Source organism: Priestia megaterium (genome assembly GCF_041941685.1).
GTDB classification, from domain to species: Bacteria; Bacillota; Bacilli; order Bacillales; family Bacillaceae_H; genus Priestia; species Priestia megaterium_C.
In genome coordinates this window covers 2394048-2419850 of record NZ_CP130958.1, presented here as the reverse complement: position 1 = coordinate 2419850, position 25803 = coordinate 2394048, and the positions used below count along the sequence as shown (strand labels likewise).

Sequence of the window (25803 nt, the reverse complement as noted above, 5' to 3'; positions counted from 1 at the left end):
TTAAATAATACCGGCTGCCGCTAATGCGACTCCTGCATATAAAGCGATTGTCGGGATGATAAATGCAACAACAAATACGTCTTTATACGTTTCTTTATGCCGAAGACCAGTTACGGCTAATAGCGTTAACAACGCACCGTTATGCGGTAAAATAGTTGCACCTGACGCAACACTTCCAATACGGTGAAGAGCATCGGCACTTAAATTCGTCGTTTGAGACAAGTGATACCACGTATCTCCTAATGCTTGAAGCGCAATACCCATACCACCGGATGCTGAACCCGTAATCATCGCTAGCACTTGAACGCTTAACGCTTCTGAAACGAGCGGATTACTCGAAATGTTTAGCAACACATGCGTGACATCTTTAAACTCTGGAACTGCTGTAATAACCGAGCCAAAACCTACTGCTGCACTCGTGTTAATAACAGCCATCACGGATCCTTTTGCTCCTTCATTTATAGAAGAAATAAATGTCTTATAGTGTTTAAAATTAATAAGTAAAATAGAAAAAATACCAATTAATAACGAAACGATAGGCTCTCATTCTAAAACGTTTAATGTCACGACAACGACAATCAGCGGTAAAATAGCTAATATTACATTCATCGAGTCCTCCCCTTCACTCGCTGCGACTGATGATTCATTAGGCTCAGTAAACCCTTGATTTTTAGCTTTTAATTTTTTATCGCGATAAGCTAACCATAAATATCCTCCCACCGCCATAATAAGACCTGAGACAATTCCAATAATCGAACCCGACATTGCATTGGTTTTAAATGTAGCAGTCGAGATCAGATTTTGAATTTGAGGCGTACCTGGAATCGCTGTCATTGTAAACGTAAATGCTCCGAGTGCAATGGTTGCTGGGAGTAAATTTCGCGATACGTTAGCTTCTCGAAATAGCGCGATTGCTAAAGGATAAATCGCAAAGACAACAACGAATAGACTCACTCCGCCGTATGTCAAAATGGCTGAAGCAATCAGCACCCCTAAAATGGCTCTTTTACTTCCAAATAATTTAGCAATACGCTGCGCCAACGATTTAGCTGCGCCTGTATCTTCCATTAGCTTTCCAAAGACGGCTCCTAATAAAAAGATGGGGAACCATTTTGCAGCGAAATCTACAAATCCTCCCATATACACATCTGTATAAGTAGGCAGTACTTTTAAACCGCTAAAATAAGCAACGAACGTGGCTACAACAGGTGCCACCCAGATAATAGACCATCCTAGATAAGCAAAAAACATCAACAATAACAATCCTACAATAATAACCACACGGTAACCTCCTTTCCTTTTAATACATATACATAATGGATTATTTCACAACACAACAAGTTTACACCCGTTATTTTTATAAGTAAAATGAATAAAAGGAATCAAAACTATGAATAAAAGTCGTAGTTTATTTAAAAATTCACACTCAATTATTTTCCCTCTATAATTTTACTTTGAGTAGAAGCTATAAAATACACTTCCTTCCTTTTTCTTTGTACAAGCTAAGTTTTTTCTGTCACATCTCGCTTTCTTCCTTTATTTTCTTTTCTTTTATAAGTTTTTCCGAACATATAGATGGGTATTTGAATGTTATGACACAGAAAAAGAGGCGATCTTATGCTACATTTCATAACAGACTTACTGAAACAATTTGGAATTTGGGGACTTTTAAGCGGACTGGCCATTGAGGCTTCCTCCCTGCCGTTTCCTGGTTCTCTTCTCACCCTTACCTACGGATACTTATTAAACATGCACATAGTAAAATTATTATTAATTGCTCTTGCAGGAAGCGCCGTTTATACAGCTTTTAGTTTTATACCGTATGGGATAGGCTATAAATTAGAAGATAAGGTAAAGAAAAAATTATCAAAAAAGAAAAAAGCATTTGAGAAATCACAAAAATGGTTTAAAAAATGCGGATTATGGAGTATTGCGATTGCTCGTCCTTTAGGGCTCGGCAACTACATTTCCTACCTTTCAGGGCTATCTAAAGTGAAACCTATGCCGTTTGCTCTACTTACATTTCTTGGTATCTTTCCTTTGAATATTGCCATGCTTTGGTTAGGACAAATCGGAAACTTTAAGTCCATTCAATCTTTTATCTCAGATGCACAAACCTATATTTTAATTGCAGCGGTGGTGGCTGTATGCGGATTTTTAATTTATAAGTTCTATTTTAAAAAAAAGCAGCTGCAGCGAACAGTCTAGTTCAACGTAAGAGTATAAAAAAAGACCCTTCGGGGTCTTTTTTTATCAAATAGAAATAACACCTAAAATTAATGAAGCTATTGTCATCACTGCCGTAGTTCCTAGCGCCCACTTAATTAAAAAGCGTTGCAAATCACTAAATTCAATTCCTACCATTCCAATTAATAAGTGAGCTGCTGCTACCAAGGGACTTATTACATGAACAGGTTGTCCTAAGATAGCAGCTCTTCCAATTTCAGCTGCGCTAATGCCATAGCTTTCGGCAGCTTGAGCAATAATCGGCAATACGCCAAAATAAAAGGCATTATTAGACATAAAAAATGTAAAAGGAGCACTTAAAAATGCTACTACAACTGGCAAAAAAGGGCCCATTGCATCTGGGATTATTCCTACAAGTGTATTTGCCATAGCATCAATCATCTTTGTTCCAGACATAATTCCTGTAAAAATACCTGCTGCAATAACAATTGAAACGACGGCTACCGCATTATTTGCATGAGATGAAATTCGCTGCTGTTGATCTTTGATGTTTGGATAATTTATTAATAATGCAATAGCAAACGCTACCATGAATAAAAGCATCAGCGACATAAAGTCCATAATTAAGCACACCATAAGACTAACAGTAAGGAAAAAATTAAACCATACTAACTTAGGACGTCGATAGTCTGACTGCTGCGCTGTTCCCTCTAATTCATGTGCATGTGCAATTTCATTTGCAGAATGTTTAATATTGATAACTCCTAACCTTTTTCTTTCCCTTCTTCCAAGGACAACAGAAACAAACAGCACCCATAGAAGCCCAAAACCCATTACAGGTATTAAAGGCAAAAACAACTGAGACGAATCTAAATTTAATGAACTCATAGCCATAGCAGAAGCACCTCCCCACGGAGTCATATTCATTACTCCCATAGATAGCATCGCAACTCCTGCTAGGATAAGCGGATTCATTTCTAGGCGTTTATATAATGGAAGCAAAGAAGAGACCGTTATCATATAGGTAGTAGTTCCATCGCCATCTAAAGCAACCATCATTGAAAGAACAGCAGTTCCGACGACGATTTTTAGAGGATCTCCTTTTACAACCTTTAAAATGAATGAAACGAGAGGATCAAACAATCCTGAATCAATCATTAATCCAAAATATAAAATAGCAAATAAAATCATAATAGCTGTAGGAGCAATATCTTTTACACCCTCTAGCATCATAGGTCCCATTCCACTAGCAAAACCACCTATTAAACCAAATATAATTGGAATAAGGATAAGAGCAACCATTGGGGTAAGTCGTTTTGACATAATTAAATACATGAATACTGCAACCATTAAAAATCCTAATAAAGAAAGCACGGATATTTTTCCTCCTTTTTTGATAACGTTTTCATTTTTGTTTGCTACACGTTACTAAAAAGGTATCACTTGTTAAAGCAAGTTCATAGATAACCACCATAAGTTTAATATCTTTTATAAAAGTAATTCTTTTCATTTTTTTCATGCATCATTTCTACATAAAAACGAGATAGCGGTTCTTTGTCCGCTATCTCGTTTTTATGCAAAATTAGTTACTCGGTATTTCCGCTCAGGCCTCCCTACACTTCCATACACTATTTCCACCTGCATTTCTTTACAAGATACTAAATACTCTAAATACCTTCTCATTGTTGAATAACTGATACCTACTAGTTGAGCAAACTCATCTACATTCAAGCTCTGCTGAACTTCGCGGACTTTATCTCTTACTAAACGAAGAGTATGTTTATCAATCCCCTTAGGAAGTTCTGTTACTGCAGCTGCTGATTGAGTGCGGCGGTTATGATGTGTTCTAAATAAGTGGTCTATTTTGTCCTGGTTAATCATTTTATTTTCGGTTAATTCTATTCTCGTAGACTGATAATGTTTTAAAGTAGATAAAAATTTATCAATAATTACAGGTTTCACCAAATAACCAAATGCTCCTCCTCTTATTGCTTCCCCTACTGTTTCAACATCATTGGCTGCCGTTATTAAAATAATATCGATTCCTCGATACTTCTTTCTGATTTCCCATAGCAGTTCCACTCCGTTGATATCTGGTAAAAAGACGTCTAATAAAATTAATTGCGGGGTAAATATTGTTAGTAATTCTAAAGCCTGTTCTCCAGATCCTGCTGTCGCAACAACAGTGAAATGCTCTAGTTTCTTAGTAAACTGTTCATAAATTTGTGCAGCTGTAGAATCATCTTCTATAACCATGACATTAATTTGATTTTCAGTCATATCGATTCTTCCTTTTCATTATTTAATAGCTTTGGGATAACTAATGTAAATCTTGCTCCTTGTAACATACTTTTGCTTATGTATAGTTCACCTTTAAGCAGCTCTACAGATCTTTTAACAATAGTCAATCCAATTCCGTGATTTTCACCTTTTTTCGTTGTGTAACCATCTATGAAAATCATATTTTCTACTTCTTTTGATATCCCTTGTCCATTGTCTTCAACTTCAAAAATCAGGTCATTTCCTACATCTGTAAAAGATACCATCACGTTCCCTTTATGTTCTCGCACAGCCTCGAGCGCATTATCAATTAAATTCCCCAAGATAGAAACAACGTTTTTTGCGTCTTCGATATCTAAAGTACTTGTTAAGTTACTATCTTGGTCAATTTCTAAAGTAACATCTAATTCTTTCGAACGATTGATTTTTCCAAGTAAGCATGCCGCAATCAAAGGATCCTTTACAGAAGACATTAAAAAAGAAATAATATCTTGGCGTTCCTTTACCTCTGATGAAATCATTTGCATGACATGCTCATACTTCTTTAACTTTAACAATCCATAAATCACGTTCAGCTTATTTAAAAATTCATGATTTTGAGCACGTAAATTATCAGAAAACATTTTAATTTTAGAAATCTCTTCTGTCAATTCTTCAATTTGAGATAAAGTTCTTATAGTAAGGACGATACCCTGCACTTCTTTTTTCTTACAATAGGAGATAAATCTAAAATATACTGCTGACCATCTAGTACAAGGGACTGGTTAGAATACACCCACTGCTTTTCTATCGCTTGATCAATTAGCTGTCCTAAACGGGCGTTCTTTATCTCTCCTCCTATTTGAAGATGACCAAATAGTTCTCTAGCCCTTCTGTTCATCGACGTTACATATTTTTCAACATTTACAGTAACAGTAGCATCTCGAATAGATTCAAGGGTAGCCTCCTTTTCTTTAAAAAGAAAGGAAATCTCCTCCGGTTCCAGTCCAAATATTAGTCTTTTTACCCGCCTTGCAATGAAAAAAGCTCCAAATGCTCCAATAAGAAAAGGAATACAGGACAATTTAATAATTTTTATTCTATAATCATTAATCTGTTTTTCTATATTGCTTACAAGAAATCCTACTGACGAAACGCCTATTACGTTTCCTCGACTATCCCATATGGGGGTCTTCGCTTTAATTGCAAATCCTGAAATTCCTTTTCCTTTATAGATAATGGATTGATGCTCCTTTAAAGAAGCTTCGTTGCTTGTTTTGGTATGTTTTCCAATATAGCTACTATTGGGATGAGAATAGCGGATTCCTTTATCATTAGCGATGGTGACGTAATCTGCCCCAGTAGTTTTTCTTATTTTTTCTGCAACAGGCTGGATGTGCTCAGAAGGATTTTTATTCTTAAAAGCTTTTACAATCATTTTGTCTTCAGAAGCTAATTTTGCTACTGTCATAGCTTGCTTACCTACATATTTTTCAACAACTTCATCTATCATTGCAGAAAATAAAATGCATACAAGGACGGTACTCACAAGAATAACTACCGTAATAAGTAATGTAATTTGGGCAAGTAAGCTAGGTCTTCTATTCACATTGAGAAAACGCATACATTCCTCCTTTTAATGAAATGAAATTTCGGCTGTTGTTTCAAGTGTAGCATAAAAGCAAAAAAGTTTAGCACCCAACTTCAAATGTTTATAAACAGACTTCTAAAGGGAAAAATAAATCGAATAAACGCTTGACTTAAAGTATACTTTAACAATTATAATCAATTCGAAAACATCGAAAATGGATGAATCAACATGAAATATACAGTAATCACCGGCGCAAGTTCAGGAATTGGATATGAAACAGCTTTAGCTTTTGCAGCACGCGGAAAAAATCTTATATTGGCTGCACGTAGAGAGGACAAGCTAGAAGAGTTAAAAGAAAAGATTGAAGAACTGAATCAAGATGTAAAGGTTATTGTCCAAACGGTTGATTTATCCGTGGCAGAAAATGCTCATACGTTTTATGAGTCACTCAAAGAGTATGAATTAGAAACTTGGATTAACAATGCTGGATTTGGAAACTTTGCTTCTGTCGGCGAACAATAGTTAAATAAAATTGAAACGATGCTTCATTTAAATATTGAAGCCTTAACTATTCTTTCATCTTTATTTGTAAGAGATTATGAAAACGTTGAAGGTACACAGCTTATTAATGTCTCTCCGGGAGGCGGCTATACCATTGTTGCTGATGCAGTCACTTATTGCGCAACAAAATTCTACGTTAGTGCATTTACAGAAGGTCTTTCTCAAGAATTAAAAGGAAGAGGTGCAAAAATGCAGGCTAAAGTTCTAGCTCCAGCTGCTACTGAAACAGAATTTGCACAGCGTTCGATGGATATGGATGATTTTAAATACGAAGGACGAGTACCTAAGTTTCATACGTCAAAAGAAATGGCTGCTTTTATGCTAGATCTTTATGATAGCAATAAAACGGTAGGACTTGTAGATGGAGTGACTTACGAATTTCAATTAAAAGATCCTATCTATCCATACGCAGACAGAGCGACAAGCTCAGATTCTTAAACAGAAAACACCCTGGCAAGGGTGTTTTTCGTTTAAATGAGTAACTATCTTGTTTACGTAATGAAGATACTTAAAGATAATCTTTTCCTATTTATTTTTTGGCCCTTTACTTCCTAATTTTTGTTTTGCTTTTTGCACATACTAACCGAACGGAGGTGACGAAAATGGGTACAAAAAAATCTGCTAACCGCGGTCAAGTAGCTCCTGGAGTTAACCCTCAAGGACACGGAAAAGATGTTGAATTTTCAACAGAACCTAAAAGTGAACTTGAAAACAAAGCGAAAAAGTCAAATACAAAAATTTAATTAACAAGGAGAAGACCACTCTTCTCCTCTCTTCCTCTTAATTACTTTTTCGAAAACGAAACTCCCCAGATTGTTGACTCCTTTCTGCTTCTTATGAAACTGCATCAATAGTATAAAAAAGTATACTATACAACAAAAATGTGCGTACTTGTTAGAATGATTTATATGATTTATGATAAATCTGCAAACGGATTTTATGACAAATTGTATGTTAACAGTTCATCACTACATATTTTTTACAGAAAGGTTGTTTACACATGAACAATACAGATAAAAAACAAGAAATTTTAGACGTATTTAACTTTCGTCATGCTACAAAAGAGTTTGATCCAACGAAGAAAATTTCCGATGAAGATTTCCAATTCATTTTAGAAACAGGGCGCTTATCTCCAAGCTCAGTAGGTTATGAGCCGTGGAAGTTTTTAGTCGTTGAAAATAAAGATTTAAAAGAAAAATTAAAAGCTGTTTCTTGGGGAGCACAAGGTCAAATTCCTACAGCAAGTCATTTTGTTATTATTCTTTCTCGTACAGACGCAAGATATGACTCTGAATATGTGTTGAATCTTCAAAAAAACGTAAAAGAAATGCCGGATGATGTATTAGAGACATTAATGCCTCGTTATAAAGATTTCCAAGAAAATGATTTTCACTTGTTCGAAAGCAAGCGAGCACTATTTGATTGGGCTAGCAAACAATCTTATATTGCACTAGCTAATATGATGACATCAGCTGCTCAAATTGGTATTGATTCTTGTCCGATTGAAGGATTTAACTATGACCAAGTACATGAAATTCTAAAAGAAGAAGGATTACTAGAAGACGGTAAGTTTGATATTTCCGTTATGGTTGCGTTCGGCTACCGAATTCATGAACCTAAACGCGGAAAAACAAGAAGAAGTATGGATCAAGTTGTACAGTGGGTAAAATAAAAATATAAAAAGCCGCTGTCTTTTGAAACACATTTGTAAGAAATGTCCAATACGTCATTAATGTGAAAGCAATCGTTTTGTGTTTCAATACTATCAGCGTATAAGCACATGTCTTTTGAATGCTGAATCGTCACCTTTTGTGTTCGTTTTATTTTTCTTTCAACGTATGTATAAGGAATCATAGAAATAATGCTCATAGCACCGCTCAAACCCCTTCCTCATGAATGTTTTTCTTTTAAAAGTCAAAGCAACTTGTTAACAAAACTCTATCACTTACCAAAAAACAATTCCAGAAATACTCTTTCTGGAATTGTTTTCAAGATTTCTGCTCTTTATTTTCTTCGCCTTTACAAAAGTCGATATTACTGTTTGTCATAGAGGCAATAGCAGGAGAGCCGTTTCCAAACGAAAAACAAGCTCCTACCGATTTTGTATTTGCCGTGTGACTATTTTGTACAACACAGCCTACGCTTACGTTCGAATTGTCTTTTAACCCGTTAGTCACGATATTCTCAATGTTAATAATACAGCCCATTTTAACACCTCTTTCGTTTCTATTAACGTATGTCATCTCTGCATATATGTATAGGATGTTCGCCTATTAATGATAAGTTGTTTGCTACAAAATAGAAAAAAAGAATCTTCGTATACCCTTTAAGCAGAGAAGACACTAAAATGATGTCTTCTCCTTAAGTGAATTTAACTTTTTACAGCTTTTTCCAGTCTGATGCAAATTTTTCAATTCCTTGCTCTGTTAACGGGTGTTTTACTAATTGTTCAATTACGGCATACGGAATTGTAGCAATATGAGCCCCAGCAAGAGCTACTCGTGTGACGTGATCTGGGTGTCTGACTGACGCTGCTATAATTTGTGAGTCAATGTGTTGAATTCGAAATAGCTCTGCAATTCGAGATACCAGATAAACACCGTCTTCTGAAATATCGTCTAAGCGTCCTAAAAATGGCGATACGTATGTGGCACCGGCACGAGCTGCTAGAAGCGCTTGATTCACTGTAAAAATTAACGTTACGTTTGTTTTTACACCTTTTTTAGCTAGATAACGGGTTGCTTCCAATCCAGCAATGGTCATAGGAAGTTTAATCGTTATATTTTTGTCTCCTCCATTAATTTTTATAAGCTCTTCTGCTTGAGCAATCATGTCATCTGCTGTTACTGTGTCGGGCGTGACTTCTGCTGAAACGGATTCTACTTCCGGGACGGTTTTTAAAATTTCTTCGATGCGATCTTCAAACTTTACGCCTTCTTTAGCTACTAGCGAAGGGTTTGTGGTAACACCTGACAATACCCCAATTTTATATACTTTTTTAATATCTTCTAGGTTAGCTGTATCAATAAAAAATTTCATCATGTATTCCTCCACTCGTTATGGTAAAAACAGCTTTTCAGGGGCGTTTTTGCATGACTTTATGTTCAAATGGAATTGCCCTCTTCATATGGTCTTCATAAAATAAAATTTATTTCCTTTCAAATGCTGTATGTTTTTCTCCAAGTTTTCCCTTCCTTAAATTCATCGGAATAACTTTTATTTGCATGTATCATACTAATGGTGTTGAAAAACCCCTCATCTACTCCACTAAAAAACCTTCAGCATTTATGCTGAAGGTTGAGATACATTCTATTCTTAATTTTTTAGTCCTCTATAGCGAGCTGTTTTTAATTCTTGAACGTAGGGTTCAAAGTCTGGCATCTCTACAGCTCTCGCCAATTCGATAGCCTTTTCAATATCGTATGGAATACGTACAAATTGAATAGAAAATGCTGAAGGACTTTCGTCTTGATCCTTTCCTTCTAAGATAAGGTAGGAAGCTTGTGGTAAATCAAGCGGGTTTCCTACACTTCCTACATTACATAGCGTTTTCCCTTTAATATGTTGAATAAATGCATTATGTACATCTCCGTAACAGATGACATCCGGCTCTCTTGATCCTTTTATATTTTCCGTATATTCCGTATTAGCAAATAGACTAAGGCGCTTTTCAAGTAAATCCCAGGGTTGAATTCGGTCATAAAGACTTCTAGGTGAAGCATGAAACATTCTAATTAATTTTCCGCTCATCATAAACTCAACAGAAAAAGGAAGTTCCTTTAAGTATGCCTCTTGGGCTGAACTTAACTTCTTCTGATGCCATTTCAACGCTTCAAATTCCGCAGGCTTTGTAATGAAGTCATCCCAGTTTCCCATTACTGTTACTTCGCACTTTTCTTTTATGATATCAATCGCTTTACTTGAATCCGGTCCTTTTCCTACTAAGTCACCTAGACAAATGATGCGATGGATATCTCGTTGTTGTATGTCAGCTAAAACTGCTTCTAATGCAGGAAGATTTCCGTGGATATCTGAAATAACAGCAATTTTATCCATTGATTCCTCCACTCCTTTTTCATATGTATGTATTTAATTCTTTTCTTTATTATAACATTTTATAATAAGACCGTTTACTAAAACGGTTCCTCTTCATTTAACAAACAACGGTATAATTCGAATGGACATAAAAGGGAGGAATAAGACGTGGATTTTTATAGATCAAGAAGAAATCTGTTTTCCTTATTTATTAACATAAAATAAAGGAGTACTGTAATATATTTATACGAGTACTCCTTTATTGGTAGTAAGGTAGTATAGAGAGTCGTAAGATATTTCATTTATCTTGCGACTTTTGGTTTATAACTTATTGAACACCGACTGCGTCAAATGATTTACCTACTGAAATTACTTCTTGAGAGCCTGAACCGTATAGATCAGCAGCAGCTTGTACTAAACCTGTACGCGCTTGGCTAAACGTTGTAGACTGAGTGAAGTATAGCGTATTAGCACGGTAATAAATTTTTCCTAGCTTATCTCCGCCGATGCCTGTTACAGTAACCCCGTAATGCGTTCCTCCGTTAGCTAGCAAGTAGGCAGCTTTGTTGATGATACCGCTGTTTGTATGAACTCCTCCGTTGTCACTAGAACCTGTATAGCGCTTTGAATAATGATCTGGATCTCCATATTTTGCTGGGTTGCTCATTGAACGAAGGGCATCACCGCTTGTTCCAGGCGTATAAATATCTTCTCCAATTTCCCAATCTGGATTGCGGTTGTCATAGTATTCTACCAATGTTCCGAAAATATCGGAAATCGCTTCGTTTAATGCACCTGATTCATATTGATAGATTAAATTAGAACTTCTTTCTGTGACCGCATGCGTCAATTCATGTCCGATAACGTCTAATCCTCCTGATAGGGGAACAAAAGTAGTTCCATCTCCATCTCCATATACCATTTGAGAGCCATTCCAAAACGCATTGTTGTACCCGCTGCTATAATGAACAGTCGATTTTAGCGGAGCTCCTGCATTGTCATAGGAGTTGCGGTTAAATTTATTTTTATAATAATCATATGTCACGCCTGCATAATAGTGAGCATCTACTGCAGCTGCATCGCGGGTTGCATTGTACGTATTATCGGTATCTGCCCATAGTGTACCTGGAAGAGATGTACGATTTTTTGCATCGTACGTATAGATTGTGGCCCCTCTTGTATTATCTTGTAAGTAGTAAGTAGAACTAGATAACGTTGTCTTTAAGGATTTAGTATCTCCAAGCACTCCTTTACCTGAGCCAATAGCATTTGTGCCTGTTACAGGTTTCGCTGCCGGCTTTGCCGCTTGCCTCGCATCGGCTTTTGGACCAGCTACGGAATCAATCGTATTGTACTTATCTAGCACTTTACCGCTAAGAGCATCAACAAAGTAATAATAATTGCCTGGTTCAGGATTTAAGAAATTTAGATTTACTACATAAGCATATGTAGTGTCTGAACCATTTTGATAAATATACAGTTCAGATGAAGGAGATTTTTCATACGTCGGCTTAAATCCTAAGTCTTTTTCAGCTGCTTGAATCGCCTTTTTGCTGTCAACTTGCTTCTGGCCTTTTAGCTTTTCCTTTTTATCTAAATCAGGAGCTACTGTACCTGATACAACTTTTAAGGTTCCATCTTTCGCTACGTGTGCTAATTGAGTAGATCCCCAAACAGGAATATTATTATATACCTGCTGCAAGCGTACAACGGTTGCTTGTTCAACGGGATCTTTCACTACTTCTGTCACTTTAAATGAGTTTTGAGCATTTTCGTTTCCTAATTTATATTTGTCTTTATTTGTATTCATATAGTGAAATACGACGTCTTGAGCTTTCTGTGATGATGGGCCTGAAAGCTTTCCAGAAATAAACTCAGGAGATTTAATTTCTTTGTTATACTTTTCGGTTGAAAGTACATTATTTGGCGCGGCACTGCTCGTATGTGCAAAAGCAAATGATGAAGAAAGGATACCAACTGATAATAATACCTTTAAAGCCTGTTTTTTCTTTTTCATAGTTTTTTCTCCCTATCCCTAGTAAATTTAATCACCACGATTTTTCTGTTAATTGTGATAATTAGCAACATTATAGCAACTAAAAATTACTACGTCTATATATTATTTCAATATTCCTATTGTTATGAAAATTTAAAATAAATCTTTTACAATAAGTCTTTTCTACCTATTTAAACTATATGAAAATCATTTATGTTGATTTTCATATAGTTTAAATAATTCTTCTAGTCAGCTGATAAAAACTAGCGGCCTATGGAGTATTATTCGGTCTTACTATCAGTCCTGAGAAGCATTTTACAAAAATTACTTATAAGGAAAATTATAAATTTCAGACCGTTTTTGAGGCTTAAATCAACTCTTCCTCTTCATTTTTTTATTTTTTTAATCTATTAATTAAATTTTTTGTATGTTTTTTATGTACGTGTACAACATTATTTTATTATAGTACTGCCCTTCTTATGAACATAAAAAAGCACGAATCTACTAAAATCTTTGCAAATCCGTGCTTTTTCTGTTTATTTCAAGCATGTACAACCAACGATAACTAATAAAACAAATAGTACAACGATTAATGCAAAACCGCCACCGTAACTACCGTAGCCGCCGTAGCCATAACCACCGCCGTAACCCCAGTTACAAAATCCCATTTCACTTCACCTCCGTAGCCTGTTTACTCTATAGCATATGTACAGGCTAGAAAAAATGCTCGCCCATTTATCGCCCTTTTATAACGATAAAAAAGAGACGAGACATAACGAAATCACTCCAATCAACCGCTAGAAGCAACCAGCTAGATTAAACCCATTTTCACCATAACAATAAAAAATCCGAACGATGAATCGTTCGGATCTTTCTTTAACTAAAATCCTTTTGTCACAGCCTCTTTTAAGATAACAAATATTAACTTATTTACTTTTAGAAGCTTGTTCTTTAAAGCGAAGTATGTAATAAGGAACAATACAGATAACCGCCAAAACAAGAGCCGTTAAACTGACTATGCGGGGATTATTAAGCCCAAAAGAATAGTCTCCAAAAGATGCTCCAATCGCAATAATAGCAAAAATAATATACAGAATACGAAATATGTTAATCCACTTTTTCTGTTTAATCGTAACCACTCCTTTGCTTATTTTACTCCAACATAGAATATTATAACTTTACTAAACAACTTGTTGCAAAATTTCTTCTTCCTTTAACTGATTACCTTTTATTCTAACGGTAAACAAATTTCCACACTCGTCCCTTTGTTTACTTCACTTTCAATACTAAGAGTTCCTTTATGCTGTTGGATAATATTAAAGCAGATCATTAACCCTAACCCGATTCCGTCTTCTTTAATACTGTAAAATGGTTCACCTAGATGTTTGATGCGTTCTTTTGAAACTCCTACACCTTCATCAATAATTTGAATATGAATATGATTGTTGTCCTTTTTTTCAGCTCAACTTTAATTTCTCCTCCGTAAGGCATTGCTTCAATCGCATTCTTAAGAATATTTATAAACACCTGTTTCATTTGATTGCTTTCACAATATACAAAAGGCATTTCTCCATATGAGTTAAGTTCAATAAAGATGTTTTTCATGGTTGCTTGAGGCTGCAGCAATAAAATCACTTGTTGAATTAACAGCTGCAAATCAATCGACTGAAATGTTACGGCCTGTGGTTTTGCCACAGACATGAATTCATCTGTAATCATTTCAATACGCTCAATTTCAGAGGATATAATGTTCAAATAGGTTAACTCTTCTTTACTCGCTTTTTCAGTTAATAGCTGCATAAACCCTTTGATGGCCGTTAAAGGATTTCTAATTTCATGAGCAATAGCTGTAGCAAGCTGCCCGACCGCTGCTAATTTCTCAGATTTCTGCAGCAGCTCTTCTGTTTTTAAATACTCTGTTCTGTCTCTTGAAACAATAAGAAGCACTTTTTTGTTTTCTATATTGAACAACTTTCCACTATATTCCAGTTTTTTTATTTCGCCAGACTTAAATGTAAACTGTGATTGCAGCGTAAAAGAAAGATTTCCGTTGCGAATTTCTTCGACTGTTTTTTGAACAATGTCAGAATCTCTAGGTATAATATCGTGGCAAGACATGGATAAAAGCTCTTCTCTCGTACATCCAAAGCGCTTACATCCAGCTTCATTTACTTCAACAAAACGAGAAGGAAAATGATCCGATCTTATTTCAAGTAAATAAATTGCGTCGTTTGCGTACTCAAATAACGTGCGATATTTCAACTCACTTTCTTTAAGCCTACGATGCAGCAAGTCAAGCTCTTCCTTTGCTTTTTTAGCTTCAGATATATCCACACATACTCCAGACAAACCTATCAACTCATCTTTCCCATTAAAATTGGAGAAATGGTGATGCGAAGGTCTACTAAACTTCCATCTTTACGAGCTCTTACAACTTCTACTCGATTGATTGCCTCTTTTTCAGCAACAGTCTTTTTTATATTCTCATGTACATCCTTACTAAAAGCTCCTGCTATATCGTAATATTTTTTCCCAATGACTTCATGGGATTTCCAGCCATATACTTTTTCATAAGCTTCATTAACTCGCAAGATTAGCCCTTCTAAATCAGTTATAATAACCGCATCCATGTGATGATTAATAAAAGACTCCAACTGTTCTTTTGTATATTCTAGTTCTTTTTTTATTATTCTGACAAAAAAAGAATCTTCTTCATCCTTACATGAATCTGATCCAGCATAAGCAGCTTCTTCTGCTACAGCGTAAAATTTACGATAAAATTCTATCGTCGCTACGGCTACTCCCAGTCCGAGAATTCCGAACACTAAATATTCTATTTCGCTATAAAACGGCAACTGAATAGGTGTATTCCAGAAATAATTTGTCAGTAAGACATGAACGATAAAATGAATAAAGAAACAAAGAAGAGATTGTTTTAATAAAGAAAACCGCTTTCTATATCGAATAAGAGGAAGGGAAAACAAAAAGGTAAAGATTAAAATTAAGATAGTCAGTAACCAATGACTTTCTAAATAGATACTACACACAGCCATAGTGATACCTGCAACTGCACCGGCTCTATAACCAAAGTATAGAACGGTCAAAATAAGAGGAAGAAAACGTAAATCATATGTAATCTGTTGATACGTAACGCTATATACCATAAGAATAGCAGAAACAATACTTGCATAAATACCACTCATCCATTTGTATTTATGGGCTAGACGCTGTAACAAAAATATTCGTATCGCAATCATAATACTGACAAAAAACGAAAAAATACATAAGTTAACAAATAATCCGCTACTAATCACTCCTTCTATTCCTCCTTTACTTGTAAATATGCGTAAAATAGTTCCCTTATATAGAGAGTGTAACATGAATAAGCGCTACTATTTATAAAATTAATAAAAAAACTAGTCCCGCCCGAGGCAAGACTAGTTTTTTATTATCTATGCTGATCTTGATACATAGGTCCTTCTGAAATCATATTGCTTTCAGAAACGTACGTAGGATCTGAATGTGCATCTTTATTTAGGCTAGCATTTACCTGCTGTTTTTTAGATAAGCTTGAAAGTTTTACTTTGGCACTTCGAACAAGTCCTTTTACTTTTCTCCGTTTCGCAGCATCGCTTAATATATAAGACGTAATGCCGACTCCTACCGTTGATAGCGTAATACCTGATATCAATGCTTTTTGTTTTCGTTTTCTCATAATAGCTCCTTCCTTGTACCTTTTTGAATCTTACAGTAACTTTTCCCCCTCAGGTAATCTCTCAAACCAGATTATTCAGATTATTCACTTCTTTAACAAGACGCGGCAGTGTGTCCGCTCCTGCTATCCCATCTGGAAAAAGGCCATAACGATTCTGGAATTTTTTCACTGCAGTGATTAATTCATCTCCATAGAAACCGTCTGCTCCAAACTTCGGAAGAGAAAAACCTAGCGCAAGTAAGTTTTGTTGAATTTGTTTGACTCCTAACCCTCTATCACCTTTGGAATACACAAAGGGGCCTTTTGTATTATTCGTCATAGAGAGATTTGTTGTGACTTCTTTAAAAAATGAGCAGTCCATTTCATTTATATCCACATTTGTAGAAATTCCTTTTACTCTGCCAGAATCCGTATACTGAAACATTGCCCATCGCTGCCACTGACTTAGCTCACCAGGGTGCTGCATACCGCCTTGTCTGTTGGCTGCACTATATCTTGCTACCCACAAAGGATACTTACTTATTTCGTTTGCAAAAAAAGTTTTAGCAAAATGATAATTCGTATATACGATAGGCTTAATCCCTGTTGTTTTGTGAACATGCTCGAGCCAGCTTACGGCAAAGCGAGAAACAAATTCTTTGGACTTTTTCTTATCTTCTTCTAGATCCAAACACGGCGGAAGGTCTAGTTTCATTTGTCCAAGCTGAGCAATAAAAAAAGCAGCCTCTTTTTCCGGACTATTTGTACAGTGAGCATAATGATAAAACCCTACTCTCAAGCCCGCATTTTTAGCACCTATATAATTTTCATAGGATCTAGGGTCTACAAAAGTTCCGCCTTCTGTTAACTTTATATACACCCCTTTTACTGAGGTGTTTTTTATTTTTTTCCAATTAATGATTCCTTGATGATGAGAAACGTCGAGAATAATAGGATTATTTGAATGTCGCCTTTGCATAGTTTTCACCTCTTTTGCTAGCTTCCTTATGTATACGACGAATCTTTCAAAACCCCTGTCTTTTCCGGATCCTGATATTCTTTTATAACGATGTGTAAAACGTTGCTCATTTGAATAGCTAAATAAGCTTCGTGTTTTTTGTCATAATAACGATACCATCCTTGCGTATGAATAATAGACTCCTCAAGCTCTTTTACATTTTCTGATTCAATCAATGTACTGATTGATTTTTCATTTCCAAAATAAAACTTCACTTCGTACGTCACTTGAATCCCTCCTTTATAAAAATGTAAATACCCTAATCGTATGTACTTGAATCTAGTATAAGGTAGTGTAAAATTTCTTTTAATCCGCAGTTTCTTTTTATATGTTTATTTAGAACAATGTTTATTTTATTAAAAAACAAGAAGCCAAGCAGCTCAGAATGCTTGGCTTCTTGTTTTATTTTGATGGATGAATCATATTAGCAGGATTTACCCATTGCTCAAATTGTTCTTCTGTCAGAAGGCCTGTTTTCACCGCTGCTTCTTTTAAAGTCGTTCCTTCCTGATGAGCCAGCTTGGCGATTTTAGCCGCATTTTCATAACCTATGTGCGGATTTAACGCTGTTACAAGCATAAGAGAATTTTCTAGATTATGCTGAATCTTTTCTTTGTTGGGTTCAATTCCTACTGCGCATTTATCATTAAAAGCCTGCATGGAATCTGTCAGCAATCTGACTGATTGTAAAAAATTATAAATAATAACCGGCTTAAATACATTTAATTCAAAGTTTCCTTGACTAGCCGCAATGCCAATCGTCACGTCATTCCCAAGCACTTGTGCAGAAACCATTGTTAGAGCTTCACTTTGAGTTGGATTTACTTTTCCAGGCATAATAGAACTTCCTGGTTCGTTAGCAGGAATCGTAATTTCGCCTAGTCCGCTCCGAGGACCGCTTGCCAGCCAGCGTACGTCATTGGCGATTTTCATTAAGTCAGCTGCTAAGGCTTTGAGTGCACCGTGGGCATAAACCACTTGATCGTGACTTGTTAATGCATGAAATTTATTAGGTGCTGAGATAAATGTTTTTCCAAGCGTGCTGCTGATTTCTTTCGCTACTTCATCGCCGAAGTCAGGATGTGCATTTATCCCCGTCCCAACAGCTGTACCGCCAATAGCTAGCTCCTTCATATACTCTACGCTTTGTTTAATCATTTCTTCATTCTTTTCGAGCATATGATGCCATCCGCTAATTTCTTGTCCTAGTGTTAGCGGTGTAGCATCTTGTAAATGGGTTCTGCCTATTTTAATAATATCTTTAAACTGCTCTTGCTTCGCAGCGAACGTTTCTTTTAATGTTTTTAGAGCAGGCAATAATTGATCTTCGACTTCTAGTACAGCTGCAATATGAAGAGCTGTAGGAAAAGTATCGTTAGAACTTTGTGACATATTCACATCATCATTTGGATGGAGCGTTTCGTCGCCATTTATTAGCTGGTTTCCTCGGTGGGAAATCACTTCATTTACATTCATGTTTGATTGCGTTCCGCTTCCTGTCTGCCATACCACTAAAGGAAAATGTTCATTCCATTTCCCTTCAATAATTTCGTTAGCAGCTTGTACGATGGCTTCCGATTTCCGTGCTGATAGTTTGCCTAGTTTATGATTACTAATAGCCGCACTTTTCTTCAAAACCGCAAAAGCGCGTATTACTTCAATCGGTATTTTTTCAATCCCTATTGGAAAATTTTCTTTACTTCTTTGCGTTTGCGCTCCCCATAGTTTATCTTCTGCCACTTTGATTTCTCCAATTGAATCTCTTTCGATACGATAGCTCATAGTTAGAACTCCTTTTCAATATTTTCTTTACCTATTAGTATTGATTATATGGATGAATTTCATGACATAATAACAATTATTCACTGTTGAAAATTCCCTTTATTTTATTTTTTAAACGGCATTAAATACTTTGATTATTTAGCTCATAGTTTATTTTGATTTTCTAACATAAAAAAAGATCCGAAGAGTACGCTCTTCAGATCTTTTTTGAATACGTCTAATTTTACTTATGAATCCATACAGTACCAGCTGAATTGTCTTTTGCTTCACCAATTACGTCTAATTTTAATCCGTTTTGAGGAAGTAAGCGGCCCGCATCTTTAATTCTTTCATCTAAATACGATTTTTTGTCGTTGAAACTTGTAACTCCATTTGATTCTTTAGATGAAATAGTTCCCCACGTTTTATGAGAATATGACCAAGCAGGTGATTTATCAAATGAGAACGCCGCATCTGCAATTTGATATCGGCTTGAATTTGCTGTAGTGCTAATACCATTGACATTAAAGTAAAGAACTTTATGAGCATGTGAATCAACTACACCAAGGAATCCTTCACCTGGATGTTGTCCTACCCAGTTATCAAGATAGCTTTCATCTGCGTACCAAAGCAGCATGCCTGTATTATATTTGGCACCGCGCGCGAATTGAAGTGCTTTATCGCTGCCTGCATAGTTTCTCCACTCAAGGTAATAATAGTTGTCTTTATAGCTGATGCCATTTGTCTTTTCAAATCCATCTAACGTTACTTTTGGCGCTCCTTCAGCATCATCCGTAAATACCGTTTTTCCATCTACCACTAAACTGGCATTATCAAGCGCAAATCCTTGAAGAGCAAGTCCTCCGTCTGTTACGTATTCAAATTGAAGCTTGATTTTTTTACCTAAAACCTTCGTTAAGTCATAGCTTTTATCTTCCCATTTTCCGCCGGAAGTTTCAGCAGAACCGTCTGCATTATTCGCTTTATCACCAATTGTATCTAACAGAACTTTTGAACCGTCAGGAAGAATCGCATTTACATATAAATAATCGTATTCTGCCTCTACTTCATAGAACGCCTTATAATTGAACGTCGCTGTTTTGGCCGTTGTTAAATCAAACTCAGGCGTCGTCATTGTCGTATGCAGATCGTCTCCGCGTTTACTGTAGTAGTAATTGCTTCCAAACTCAGGCTTAATCCCTTGAACAGCTTTTTTAGGTAAATTAATCTTCACAATACCCGGTCGTTTAGATTTTGTCACGCTTTGATCAACCACGCTCACAGATCCGGATTTTGTAATGTTTTTGCTGTCGATTTGTTGAATATTTGCCCAGTTTCCACCCATATTTGCTTGAAAAAACTCTTTATTTTGCGGGGAGAAACTTGTCGGTTCTGTTCCAGCTACTTCACCAGCCCAGCTCCCTCCGCTCATAATTGACCAAACGCCTACCGGCTCACCTTGACCCGTATACTGTGTATCATACTCATCCGGCAAACCTAAATCATGGCCAAATTCATGAGCAAAAACGCCAACTGCTCCGTCTTCTGGTTCAATTGTATAATCATAAGCAGCCATGTTTGTTCCAGGAACTTTATACACTTGTCCCAAAGTAGAGCGATGAGACCAGATAGCATCGTTTCCTAGTTTACCTCCACCTGCTTCTTGCCCAGTTCCAGCATGAATGACCATTAAGTGGTCCACTATGCCGTCAGGCTCATTGCGGTTGCCGTCTCCATCGATATCATATTGATCGAACTGATCATAATCTGAAAGGTTAATGCCGCTTTTTGCTGCTGCAGCAAGCGCTTCTTTTACAAGATTACGAGGCCCTTTAGATCCAGGCGCATTATCGTTTCCTCCCGCGGGATTATCTGCTCCGTATTCTTTTGCGTTTCCAGGTACAGTTAACCAGTCAGAAACCGTTCCATCTACTGTGTAACTACCTCCAGACTGTTCTTCATAATATTGTTTAAACGTTTTAATTTTCTTTCCGTTAAATAGCGTAAAGTCTTTCTTTCCAAACATTAATTGCTGATAGTGATTTCGGTTAAAATCTTTTGCATACATGTAACCAGGTTCTTGAACGACATTGTTGTGCTTAAAGTCTGCGTATTCAACTAAAAGAACAAGAACTTTATCTTTTCTCACTTTTCCGTTATATTTGGCCTGAGCTGCAGGTTTAACGTTTACCCCGTTCCCCGAATTGTTTCCTTGAGACTTAATACTAGCAAATTCGCCTCGTTGAAACTTTTCTTTTTGTTTTGTTTGCATTTCTTTCGCTTTCAAATCAATTTTGCTAGCTTTATGTCCCTTCATGCTCTCTTTATGTGCATCTTTTTTGTTTATGTAAGAAGTAACGGCTTTCTTCACTTCTTGCGGTGTTGCACTTTGAGAAATAACTCCTTGGTTTTTCAGTGCGTTAGCCAATCTTTCTTCCGGTACTGTATTCATATCAATTGGTGAACTTGGAAGTTCCTCCGATTGTGCGGTTTTAGCTGAAGCAGTACTTCCATTCATAAGTACTGGTCCCACTCCGCTTAATGTAACAGTTGTGGCAAGAAAAGATGTCCCCAAAATCTTTTTCCAGCTTTTCAAGTAAACCCCTCCATTTTAGAATTTTCAAACTATTAGCAAGATTTATTTTATATTCTAAAACTAGGAAGGTCAACTACATTTTACTATATTATTAAAATTTTTTAATTCTAGTAGATAATGTAAAATAGTTTTATAGTATGTAACTAGTTTTCTTTGACTGACAATTAAAATGTCTGATAAACCCTTCTTACATATGCAAATTCTATACCAAATCGATAACCAAAACTAAAAATATATGAAGCGTATTTTTTAGGAAATTAGAACCACCTTTTTCGTATTACTATTATATAAAAACAAAAAATTTCCCATTATGGATACAGAAAGATAAAAAAATCACTTCTCAATAGACGAGAAGTGATAATTTCTGTATGCAAGTAAATTTAAGAATGTTCTTTTTGATGCTGCAGCAAGATATGATAGAGCGACATGCTCCAAATAGACATATTACGCGCTGCGATTTCATAAGGTTTTTCATCAATTTTAAACAAGAAATCCCCTTCATAACTCACGGATTTCCCTTGCTTTTCCAGCTCTTGTTTAACAGCTTCAATCCATTCTACTGCATTCGTATAATGCTTGTTCAAACGAACTTTAATAGTTTGATTCCTGTAATGAATAAAAGATGTAATTCCCCAAAAAATTAAGACAAGAAAAAGTACCATATACAGCAATTGCATGATAACGATCCCCTTCTTCCTTCATTTCATTATTTTCAATGAAGACTTAATTTAGATGAGTAAATATTACTATTCTCCTTTCCTATCGTCATCTCCTTTAAAAAAGTAAATTCCTTTTCCACGTGGGCGTATAAAATAAATCCATGTACGTGCTCCCTCATCTTTTTTACTAACGTTTTCTGTTGAAAAATGATAAGCTAATAGAATGATAAATAGAAAGGGAGGGCGACCAGTTGTCAACTGAACAAGTGAAATTAGCAGCCGTTTTAGATGTTGAAACAACGGGATTAAGTGCTCAAACATGCGATATTATTGAACTAGCAATTGCTGTTGTTTCTTATGATTCCTCTACCGGAGAAATAATCGACATTGTAGAAGAATATGAAGAATTTAATATGCCTTCAACTCCCATTTTCCCGTATATTACAAACTTAACGGGAATTACAAATGAGATGGTCAAAAATAAAACATTAGACGATAAAAAAGTGGAAACGCTGTTAACTAGCGTTTCGGCTATCATCGCTCATAATGCTTCTTTCGATCGCAGTTTTCTTTTAAAACGGTATCCATCTTTATTTAACCAAAAATGGCACTGCTCTATGCGTGCTGTCAAATGGAAAGAGTACGGCTTTCCTAATAAAAAACTAACAACGCTCCTCGATCATCATAATATTGAGAGAGAGCACGCTCACAGAGCTATGGATGACGTGAAAGGAACCATTGACTTGCTCAGACAGCAAAATCCTAGCGGAGAGCCCTATTTTTCTGAAGTATTAAAAAAAGCAATGAGCAAACCTAAAAGAACAGCGGCTTCCACTCGTTTTTAACTCAACAAAAAAAGCGCAGCTTCTGCGCTTTTTTTGTTTTTATTCGCATATTTCTTAAGTGTTGAGTTATATGTTTGAGGAGTATGATTGGAAACAGCGAGGCTGTAAACGCACCGGAAGAAAAAGAAAAGTGCCTGCTTTCAAGCAAAAAAAGCCGCGGAGGAACAAACTGAACAGCTGGTGTTTACACACGTATACGAAATCAGCTGAATTTCTAATAATCTGGGAGATTTCAATTATGCTTCTCTTACCTTTTGGTTTTGAAGATCTTGATGCGTTTGTTCTAGTTCACTTAAATTCAATTCGTACAAATGTCTCCCGTCTTCTGTTTTAAAGTAACCCGATTCAATAATTTGATTCATTAAAAGATCTTTCTTTTGCTCAAATGCTTTTTCAGATGTCATGTTATCATCTCCTTTTTTAGGTAAATATCTTTCATAGAAAAGACGTACACCGCTTGTGGCATACGTCTTGTTGCTTTTCACACTCGTTACCTATGTTTAAAAACAACGCAATCGTTACATTTTATCGAGAAGGCTGCTTATATCTTGCAGCCATATTGAACATTTTGGTGATGCACTACTTTTATACCCTTCATGATGTTCTTAAAACGCAATTGGAAAAAGATTTTCACAAAATTTGTTTTCCATCTACTGCCCCGCTTTCAAAATGCGGCTGTGCGGCGATTTTTTTCGTTGCTAAACTGACCACCATTAATACAACTAAATTAATAAATAAAGAAATAACGCCGACATTTGTATCTTTAATGATTTGTGGCAACGCAGGAAACAACGTGCCAAGCGTTGTTTCAGTAATCGTTATATACATCACAGACGCAATGCCGGCAACAATACCTGCACATGCCCCGTATTTAGTCACGATATTGTTTTTCATTAAACTAAAAATAAAAGCAGGAAACAGCTGCGTCACAATGCTGTAGCCCATTAGTAAAAGCGTTACAATCGTATTCCCTCCATGAAGTGTAAAATAGACTGAAACAAGCGCAATGGCCGGTACGAAGCATTTAGCCAGTATCGAAATTTGTTTGCCCGTCGCTGAAGGAACAAGAACGCCATAAACGTTTTTAGATAGTGACGTAGAAGCTGCCATCAAAAGCATCGATCCAGGAACAAGTGCTGTTAATAAACCAGCTGCCCCAATAAAGCCGACAATCCACGGATCAAATGTTTGAATGGAAAGATGAAGCAGTGACAAGTCCGCTTCTGCGCCTTGTAGTCCAGGTACCTGCATAAGAGCAGTAAACCCTACAAAAAAGACAAAAAGCAGCATTAACGTATAAATAGGGCTTATAATAGAATTCTTTCGAAATACATTCTCGTTTTCAGCTGAATACGTTGCATTAAACGTATGCGGCCACATGTAAAATCCTAATACGGTCAGCATGACTGTAGAAATAAACCACGAAATACTTAGACCTGTCTTGGGAAGAGTAAGAAACGTTGGATTTGCTTGATGCACAGCCTCAAACATCGGCTGTAAGCCTCCGTAGTAATGAAACGGCATATATATTCCTAAAAATAAGACAACAATAAAAATCATAATATCTTTAACAATAGCCGTCCACGCGGAACCATGTATGCCTGATATCATTAAGTAAACCGTTAATGATATGGCTCCAATCCAAATGGCTGCGGTTGAAGAGATAGAGCCATAAGAAGCTTCAGATACAATAATACCTAAGCCTTTGAACTGTAAAATAATATAAGGAACAATTGCCAGCACACCTGCGCAAGAAACAACGATGCCGAGAAACGGGCTGTTGTATTTTGAAACAAAAAAATCCGGCTGAGACATAAGCTTATGCTGCTTCGCATACCGCCATATTTGCGGACCAATCCAATACCCTAACACGTACGCTAAAGAAATGTAGGCTAAAATATAAAACGCTGGCCCTCCTTTTCCATATGCCCACGCGCTTCCTCCTAGAAACGTAAAAGTAGTATAGATTTCACCCGCCATTAAAAAGAAGATAAAAACAGTTCCAAAACCTCTGCCGCCTACGCTCCACTGTTCTAAATCCATTTTTTTGCCCCGCGTAGCTCGAATTCCAAGATAAATAGCTAAAAGTAAAAAACCAAAAATAATAATCAAAGCGGGATTCATTATTTATCTCCTCCTTTAACAGCAGGATCGAGCTTGTACACAATACCCATAATAAAAGACGTAAGGATTACCCACATAACAATCCAAAAGAGAAAAAAAGGCATCCCTAAAATAAACGGCGTTACTTTGTTAACAAAAGGCAATAAACCTAATATTCCTACAAACGGAAGCAAGCAAAGAAGATAAATTATTTTCATAGAACTCCTCCTTAATCACACGGCTTATCAGTACTTATCTAAGACTTTAACTATCTCATTATGTACTTCTCTTATTCTTCTCTTTACACCTCCATTCTTGAGCTAAACGAGACGTTTGGCATAGAAAACCGCCGTTTATTTGTTCCTTAGTATCTTCCATTTGTCCCCATGTGAAAAGGAGTTTGTAAGGCATGCTTACAAGATTTTGAATGCAGCAGAATATAGAAAAACAAAAAGAAACGGAACTGAAAGTAAAGGTCTCAGTTCCGTTTCGATTTAG

Annotated in this window: 26 protein-coding genes and 2 pseudogenes; 5 read left to right on the top strand and 23 right to left on the bottom strand. The window is 36.2% G+C overall.

Going from position 1 to position 25803, the window contains the following annotated elements:
- Positions 1-1281, bottom strand: a pseudogene (locus Q5794_RS12495) (GntP family permease).
- 336 nt (positions 1282-1617) lie between these two features.
- Here Q5794_RS12495 and Q5794_RS12490 point away from each other — a divergent pair.
- Positions 1618-2208, top strand: a complete 591-nt coding sequence (locus Q5794_RS12490) for a DedA family protein (protein ID WP_214987916.1) — start codon at positions 1618-1620, stop codon at positions 2206-2208.
- A 45-nt stretch (positions 2209-2253) separates the two neighbouring features.
- On the opposite strand, the gene Q5794_RS12485 is transcribed toward Q5794_RS12490, so the two are convergent.
- The 4 genes from Q5794_RS12485 to Q5794_RS12470 form a co-directional block, all read right to left on the bottom strand.
- Positions 2254-3561 (bottom strand): CitMHS family transporter, encoded by a 1308-nt coding sequence (locus tag Q5794_RS12485; RefSeq protein ID WP_214987915.1) that lies wholly within the window; start codon positions 3559-3561, stop codon positions 2254-2256.
- Between the two features lie 198 nt (positions 3562-3759).
- A complete protein-coding gene (locus Q5794_RS12480) occupies positions 3760-4467 on the bottom strand; it encodes a response regulator (RefSeq protein ID WP_214987914.1) in 708 nt (235 codons plus the stop codon).
- The gene (locus tag Q5794_RS12475; protein WP_374989151.1) at positions 4464-5165 is read right to left on the bottom strand and encodes a sensor histidine kinase; all 702 of its coding nucleotides are present in this window, start codon (positions 5163-5165) and stop codon (positions 4464-4466) included. The genes Q5794_RS12480 and Q5794_RS12475 overlap by 4 nt, the downstream gene beginning before the upstream one ends.
- Entirely contained in the window at positions 5141-6070 is a 930-nt protein-coding gene (locus Q5794_RS12470; RefSeq protein WP_374989150.1) for a hypothetical protein, read from the bottom strand. Before Q5794_RS12470 ends, Q5794_RS12475 begins: the two co-directional genes overlap by 25 nt.
- Positions 6071-6265: 195 nt before the next feature.
- On the opposite strand from Q5794_RS12470, the pseudogene Q5794_RS12465 reads away from it, so the two are divergent.
- The 3 genes and pseudogenes from Q5794_RS12465 to Q5794_RS12455 all read left to right on the top strand — a co-directional run bounded on the left by Q5794_RS12465 (position 6266) and on the right by Q5794_RS12455 (position 8270).
- Positions 6266-7036: pseudogene (locus tag Q5794_RS12465) on the top strand (SDR family NAD(P)-dependent oxidoreductase).
- Between the two features lie 164 nt (positions 7037-7200).
- Positions 7201-7341 (top strand): small, acid-soluble spore protein L, encoded by a 141-nt coding sequence (gene sspL / locus Q5794_RS12460; RefSeq protein WP_013057030.1) that lies wholly within the window; start codon positions 7201-7203, stop codon positions 7339-7341.
- Between the two features lie 257 nt (positions 7342-7598).
- Positions 7599-8270, top strand: a complete 672-nt coding sequence (locus Q5794_RS12455; protein WP_192993093.1) for an NAD(P)H-dependent oxidoreductase — start codon at positions 7599-7601, stop codon at positions 8268-8270.
- Positions 8271-8586: 316 nt separating this feature from the next.
- Here the strand turns inward: Q5794_RS12455 and Q5794_RS12450 are convergent, their stop codons facing one another.
- The 15 genes from Q5794_RS12450 to Q5794_RS12380 all read right to left on the bottom strand — a co-directional run bounded on the left by Q5794_RS12450 (position 8587) and on the right by Q5794_RS12380 (position 22375).
- Positions 8587-8805, bottom strand: coding sequence for a spore germination protein (locus Q5794_RS12450; protein WP_016764090.1), 219 nt, complete (start codon positions 8803-8805; stop codon positions 8587-8589).
- 172 nt (positions 8806-8977) lie between these two features.
- Complete coding sequence (fsa, locus tag Q5794_RS12445) at positions 8978-9637, bottom strand: fructose-6-phosphate aldolase (RefSeq protein ID WP_214988303.1); 660 nt, start codon at positions 9635-9637, stop codon at positions 8978-8980.
- 276 nt (positions 9638-9913) lie between these two features.
- A complete protein-coding gene (locus Q5794_RS12440; RefSeq protein ID WP_374989149.1) occupies positions 9914-10654 on the bottom strand; it encodes a metallophosphoesterase family protein in 741 nt (246 codons plus the stop codon).
- A 307-nt stretch (positions 10655-10961) separates the two neighbouring features.
- Complete coding sequence (locus Q5794_RS12435; protein WP_214987907.1) at positions 10962-12650, bottom strand: M4 family metallopeptidase; 1689 nt, start codon at positions 12648-12650, stop codon at positions 10962-10964.
- Between the two features lie 515 nt (positions 12651-13165).
- Entirely contained in the window at positions 13166-13297 is a 132-nt protein-coding gene (locus Q5794_RS12430; protein ID WP_074681316.1) for a YjcZ family sporulation protein, read from the bottom strand.
- 258 nt (positions 13298-13555) lie between these two features.
- Positions 13556-13768: a hypothetical protein gene (locus tag Q5794_RS12425; protein WP_013083131.1), complete on the bottom strand. Its 213-nt coding sequence runs from the start codon at positions 13766-13768 to the stop codon at positions 13556-13558.
- An 89-nt stretch (positions 13769-13857) separates the two neighbouring features.
- On the bottom strand, positions 13858-14019 hold the full coding sequence (locus Q5794_RS12420) for an ATP-binding protein (RefSeq protein ID WP_374989214.1): 162 nt from the start codon (positions 14017-14019) through the stop codon (positions 13858-13860).
- Between the two features lie 17 nt (positions 14020-14036).
- Complete coding sequence (locus Q5794_RS12415) at positions 14037-14963, bottom strand: histidine kinase dimerization/phospho-acceptor domain-containing protein (protein WP_374989148.1); 927 nt, start codon at positions 14961-14963, stop codon at positions 14037-14039.
- A 20-nt stretch (positions 14964-14983) separates the two neighbouring features.
- The gene (locus tag Q5794_RS12410) at positions 14984-15943 is read right to left on the bottom strand and encodes a PAS domain S-box protein (RefSeq protein WP_374989147.1); all 960 of its coding nucleotides are present in this window, start codon (positions 15941-15943) and stop codon (positions 14984-14986) included.
- A gap of 134 nt (positions 15944-16077) precedes the next feature.
- The gene (locus Q5794_RS12405) at positions 16078-16344 is read right to left on the bottom strand and encodes a hypothetical protein (protein ID WP_014460133.1); all 267 of its coding nucleotides are present in this window, start codon (positions 16342-16344) and stop codon (positions 16078-16080) included.
- Positions 16345-16405: 61 nt separating this feature from the next.
- Positions 16406-17302, bottom strand: coding sequence for a GH25 family lysozyme (locus Q5794_RS12400; protein WP_214988585.1), 897 nt, complete (start codon positions 17300-17302; stop codon positions 16406-16408).
- A 26-nt stretch (positions 17303-17328) separates the two neighbouring features.
- Positions 17329-17568: a hypothetical protein gene (locus Q5794_RS12395; protein ID WP_192993081.1), complete on the bottom strand. Its 240-nt coding sequence runs from the start codon at positions 17566-17568 to the stop codon at positions 17329-17331.
- Positions 17569-17743: 175 nt separating this feature from the next.
- A complete protein-coding gene (fumC, locus tag Q5794_RS12390) occupies positions 17744-19123 on the bottom strand; it encodes a class II fumarate hydratase (RefSeq protein WP_374989146.1) in 1380 nt (459 codons plus the stop codon).
- Between the two features lie 223 nt (positions 19124-19346).
- Positions 19347-21698: an immune inhibitor A domain-containing protein gene (locus Q5794_RS12385; RefSeq protein ID WP_374989145.1), complete on the bottom strand. Its 2352-nt coding sequence runs from the start codon at positions 21696-21698 to the stop codon at positions 19347-19349.
- A 380-nt stretch (positions 21699-22078) separates the two neighbouring features.
- The gene (locus Q5794_RS12380) at positions 22079-22375 is read right to left on the bottom strand and encodes a hypothetical protein (protein ID WP_192993076.1); all 297 of its coding nucleotides are present in this window, start codon (positions 22373-22375) and stop codon (positions 22079-22081) included.
- 233 nt (positions 22376-22608) lie between these two features.
- Between Q5794_RS12380 and Q5794_RS12375 the strand changes: the two genes are divergently transcribed.
- Positions 22609-23202, top strand: coding sequence for an exonuclease domain-containing protein (locus tag Q5794_RS12375; protein WP_192993074.1), 594 nt, complete (start codon positions 22609-22611; stop codon positions 23200-23202).
- 236 nt (positions 23203-23438) lie between these two features.
- On the opposite strand, the gene Q5794_RS12370 is transcribed toward Q5794_RS12375, so the two are convergent.
- From Q5794_RS12370 to Q5794_RS12360, 3 genes are all read right to left on the bottom strand, one after another.
- Complete coding sequence (locus tag Q5794_RS12370; protein ID WP_192993072.1) at positions 23439-23606, bottom strand: Fur-regulated basic protein FbpA; 168 nt, start codon at positions 23604-23606, stop codon at positions 23439-23441.
- Positions 23607-23832: 226 nt separating this feature from the next.
- The gene (locus Q5794_RS12365) at positions 23833-25326 is read right to left on the bottom strand and encodes a sodium:solute symporter (RefSeq protein ID WP_374989144.1); all 1494 of its coding nucleotides are present in this window, start codon (positions 25324-25326) and stop codon (positions 23833-23835) included.
- Positions 25326-25523, bottom strand: a complete 198-nt coding sequence (locus tag Q5794_RS12360; RefSeq protein ID WP_013083119.1) for a DUF3311 domain-containing protein — start codon at positions 25521-25523, stop codon at positions 25326-25328. Before Q5794_RS12360 ends, Q5794_RS12365 begins: the two co-directional genes overlap by 1 nt.
- Positions 25524-25803: the final 280 nt, after the last annotated feature.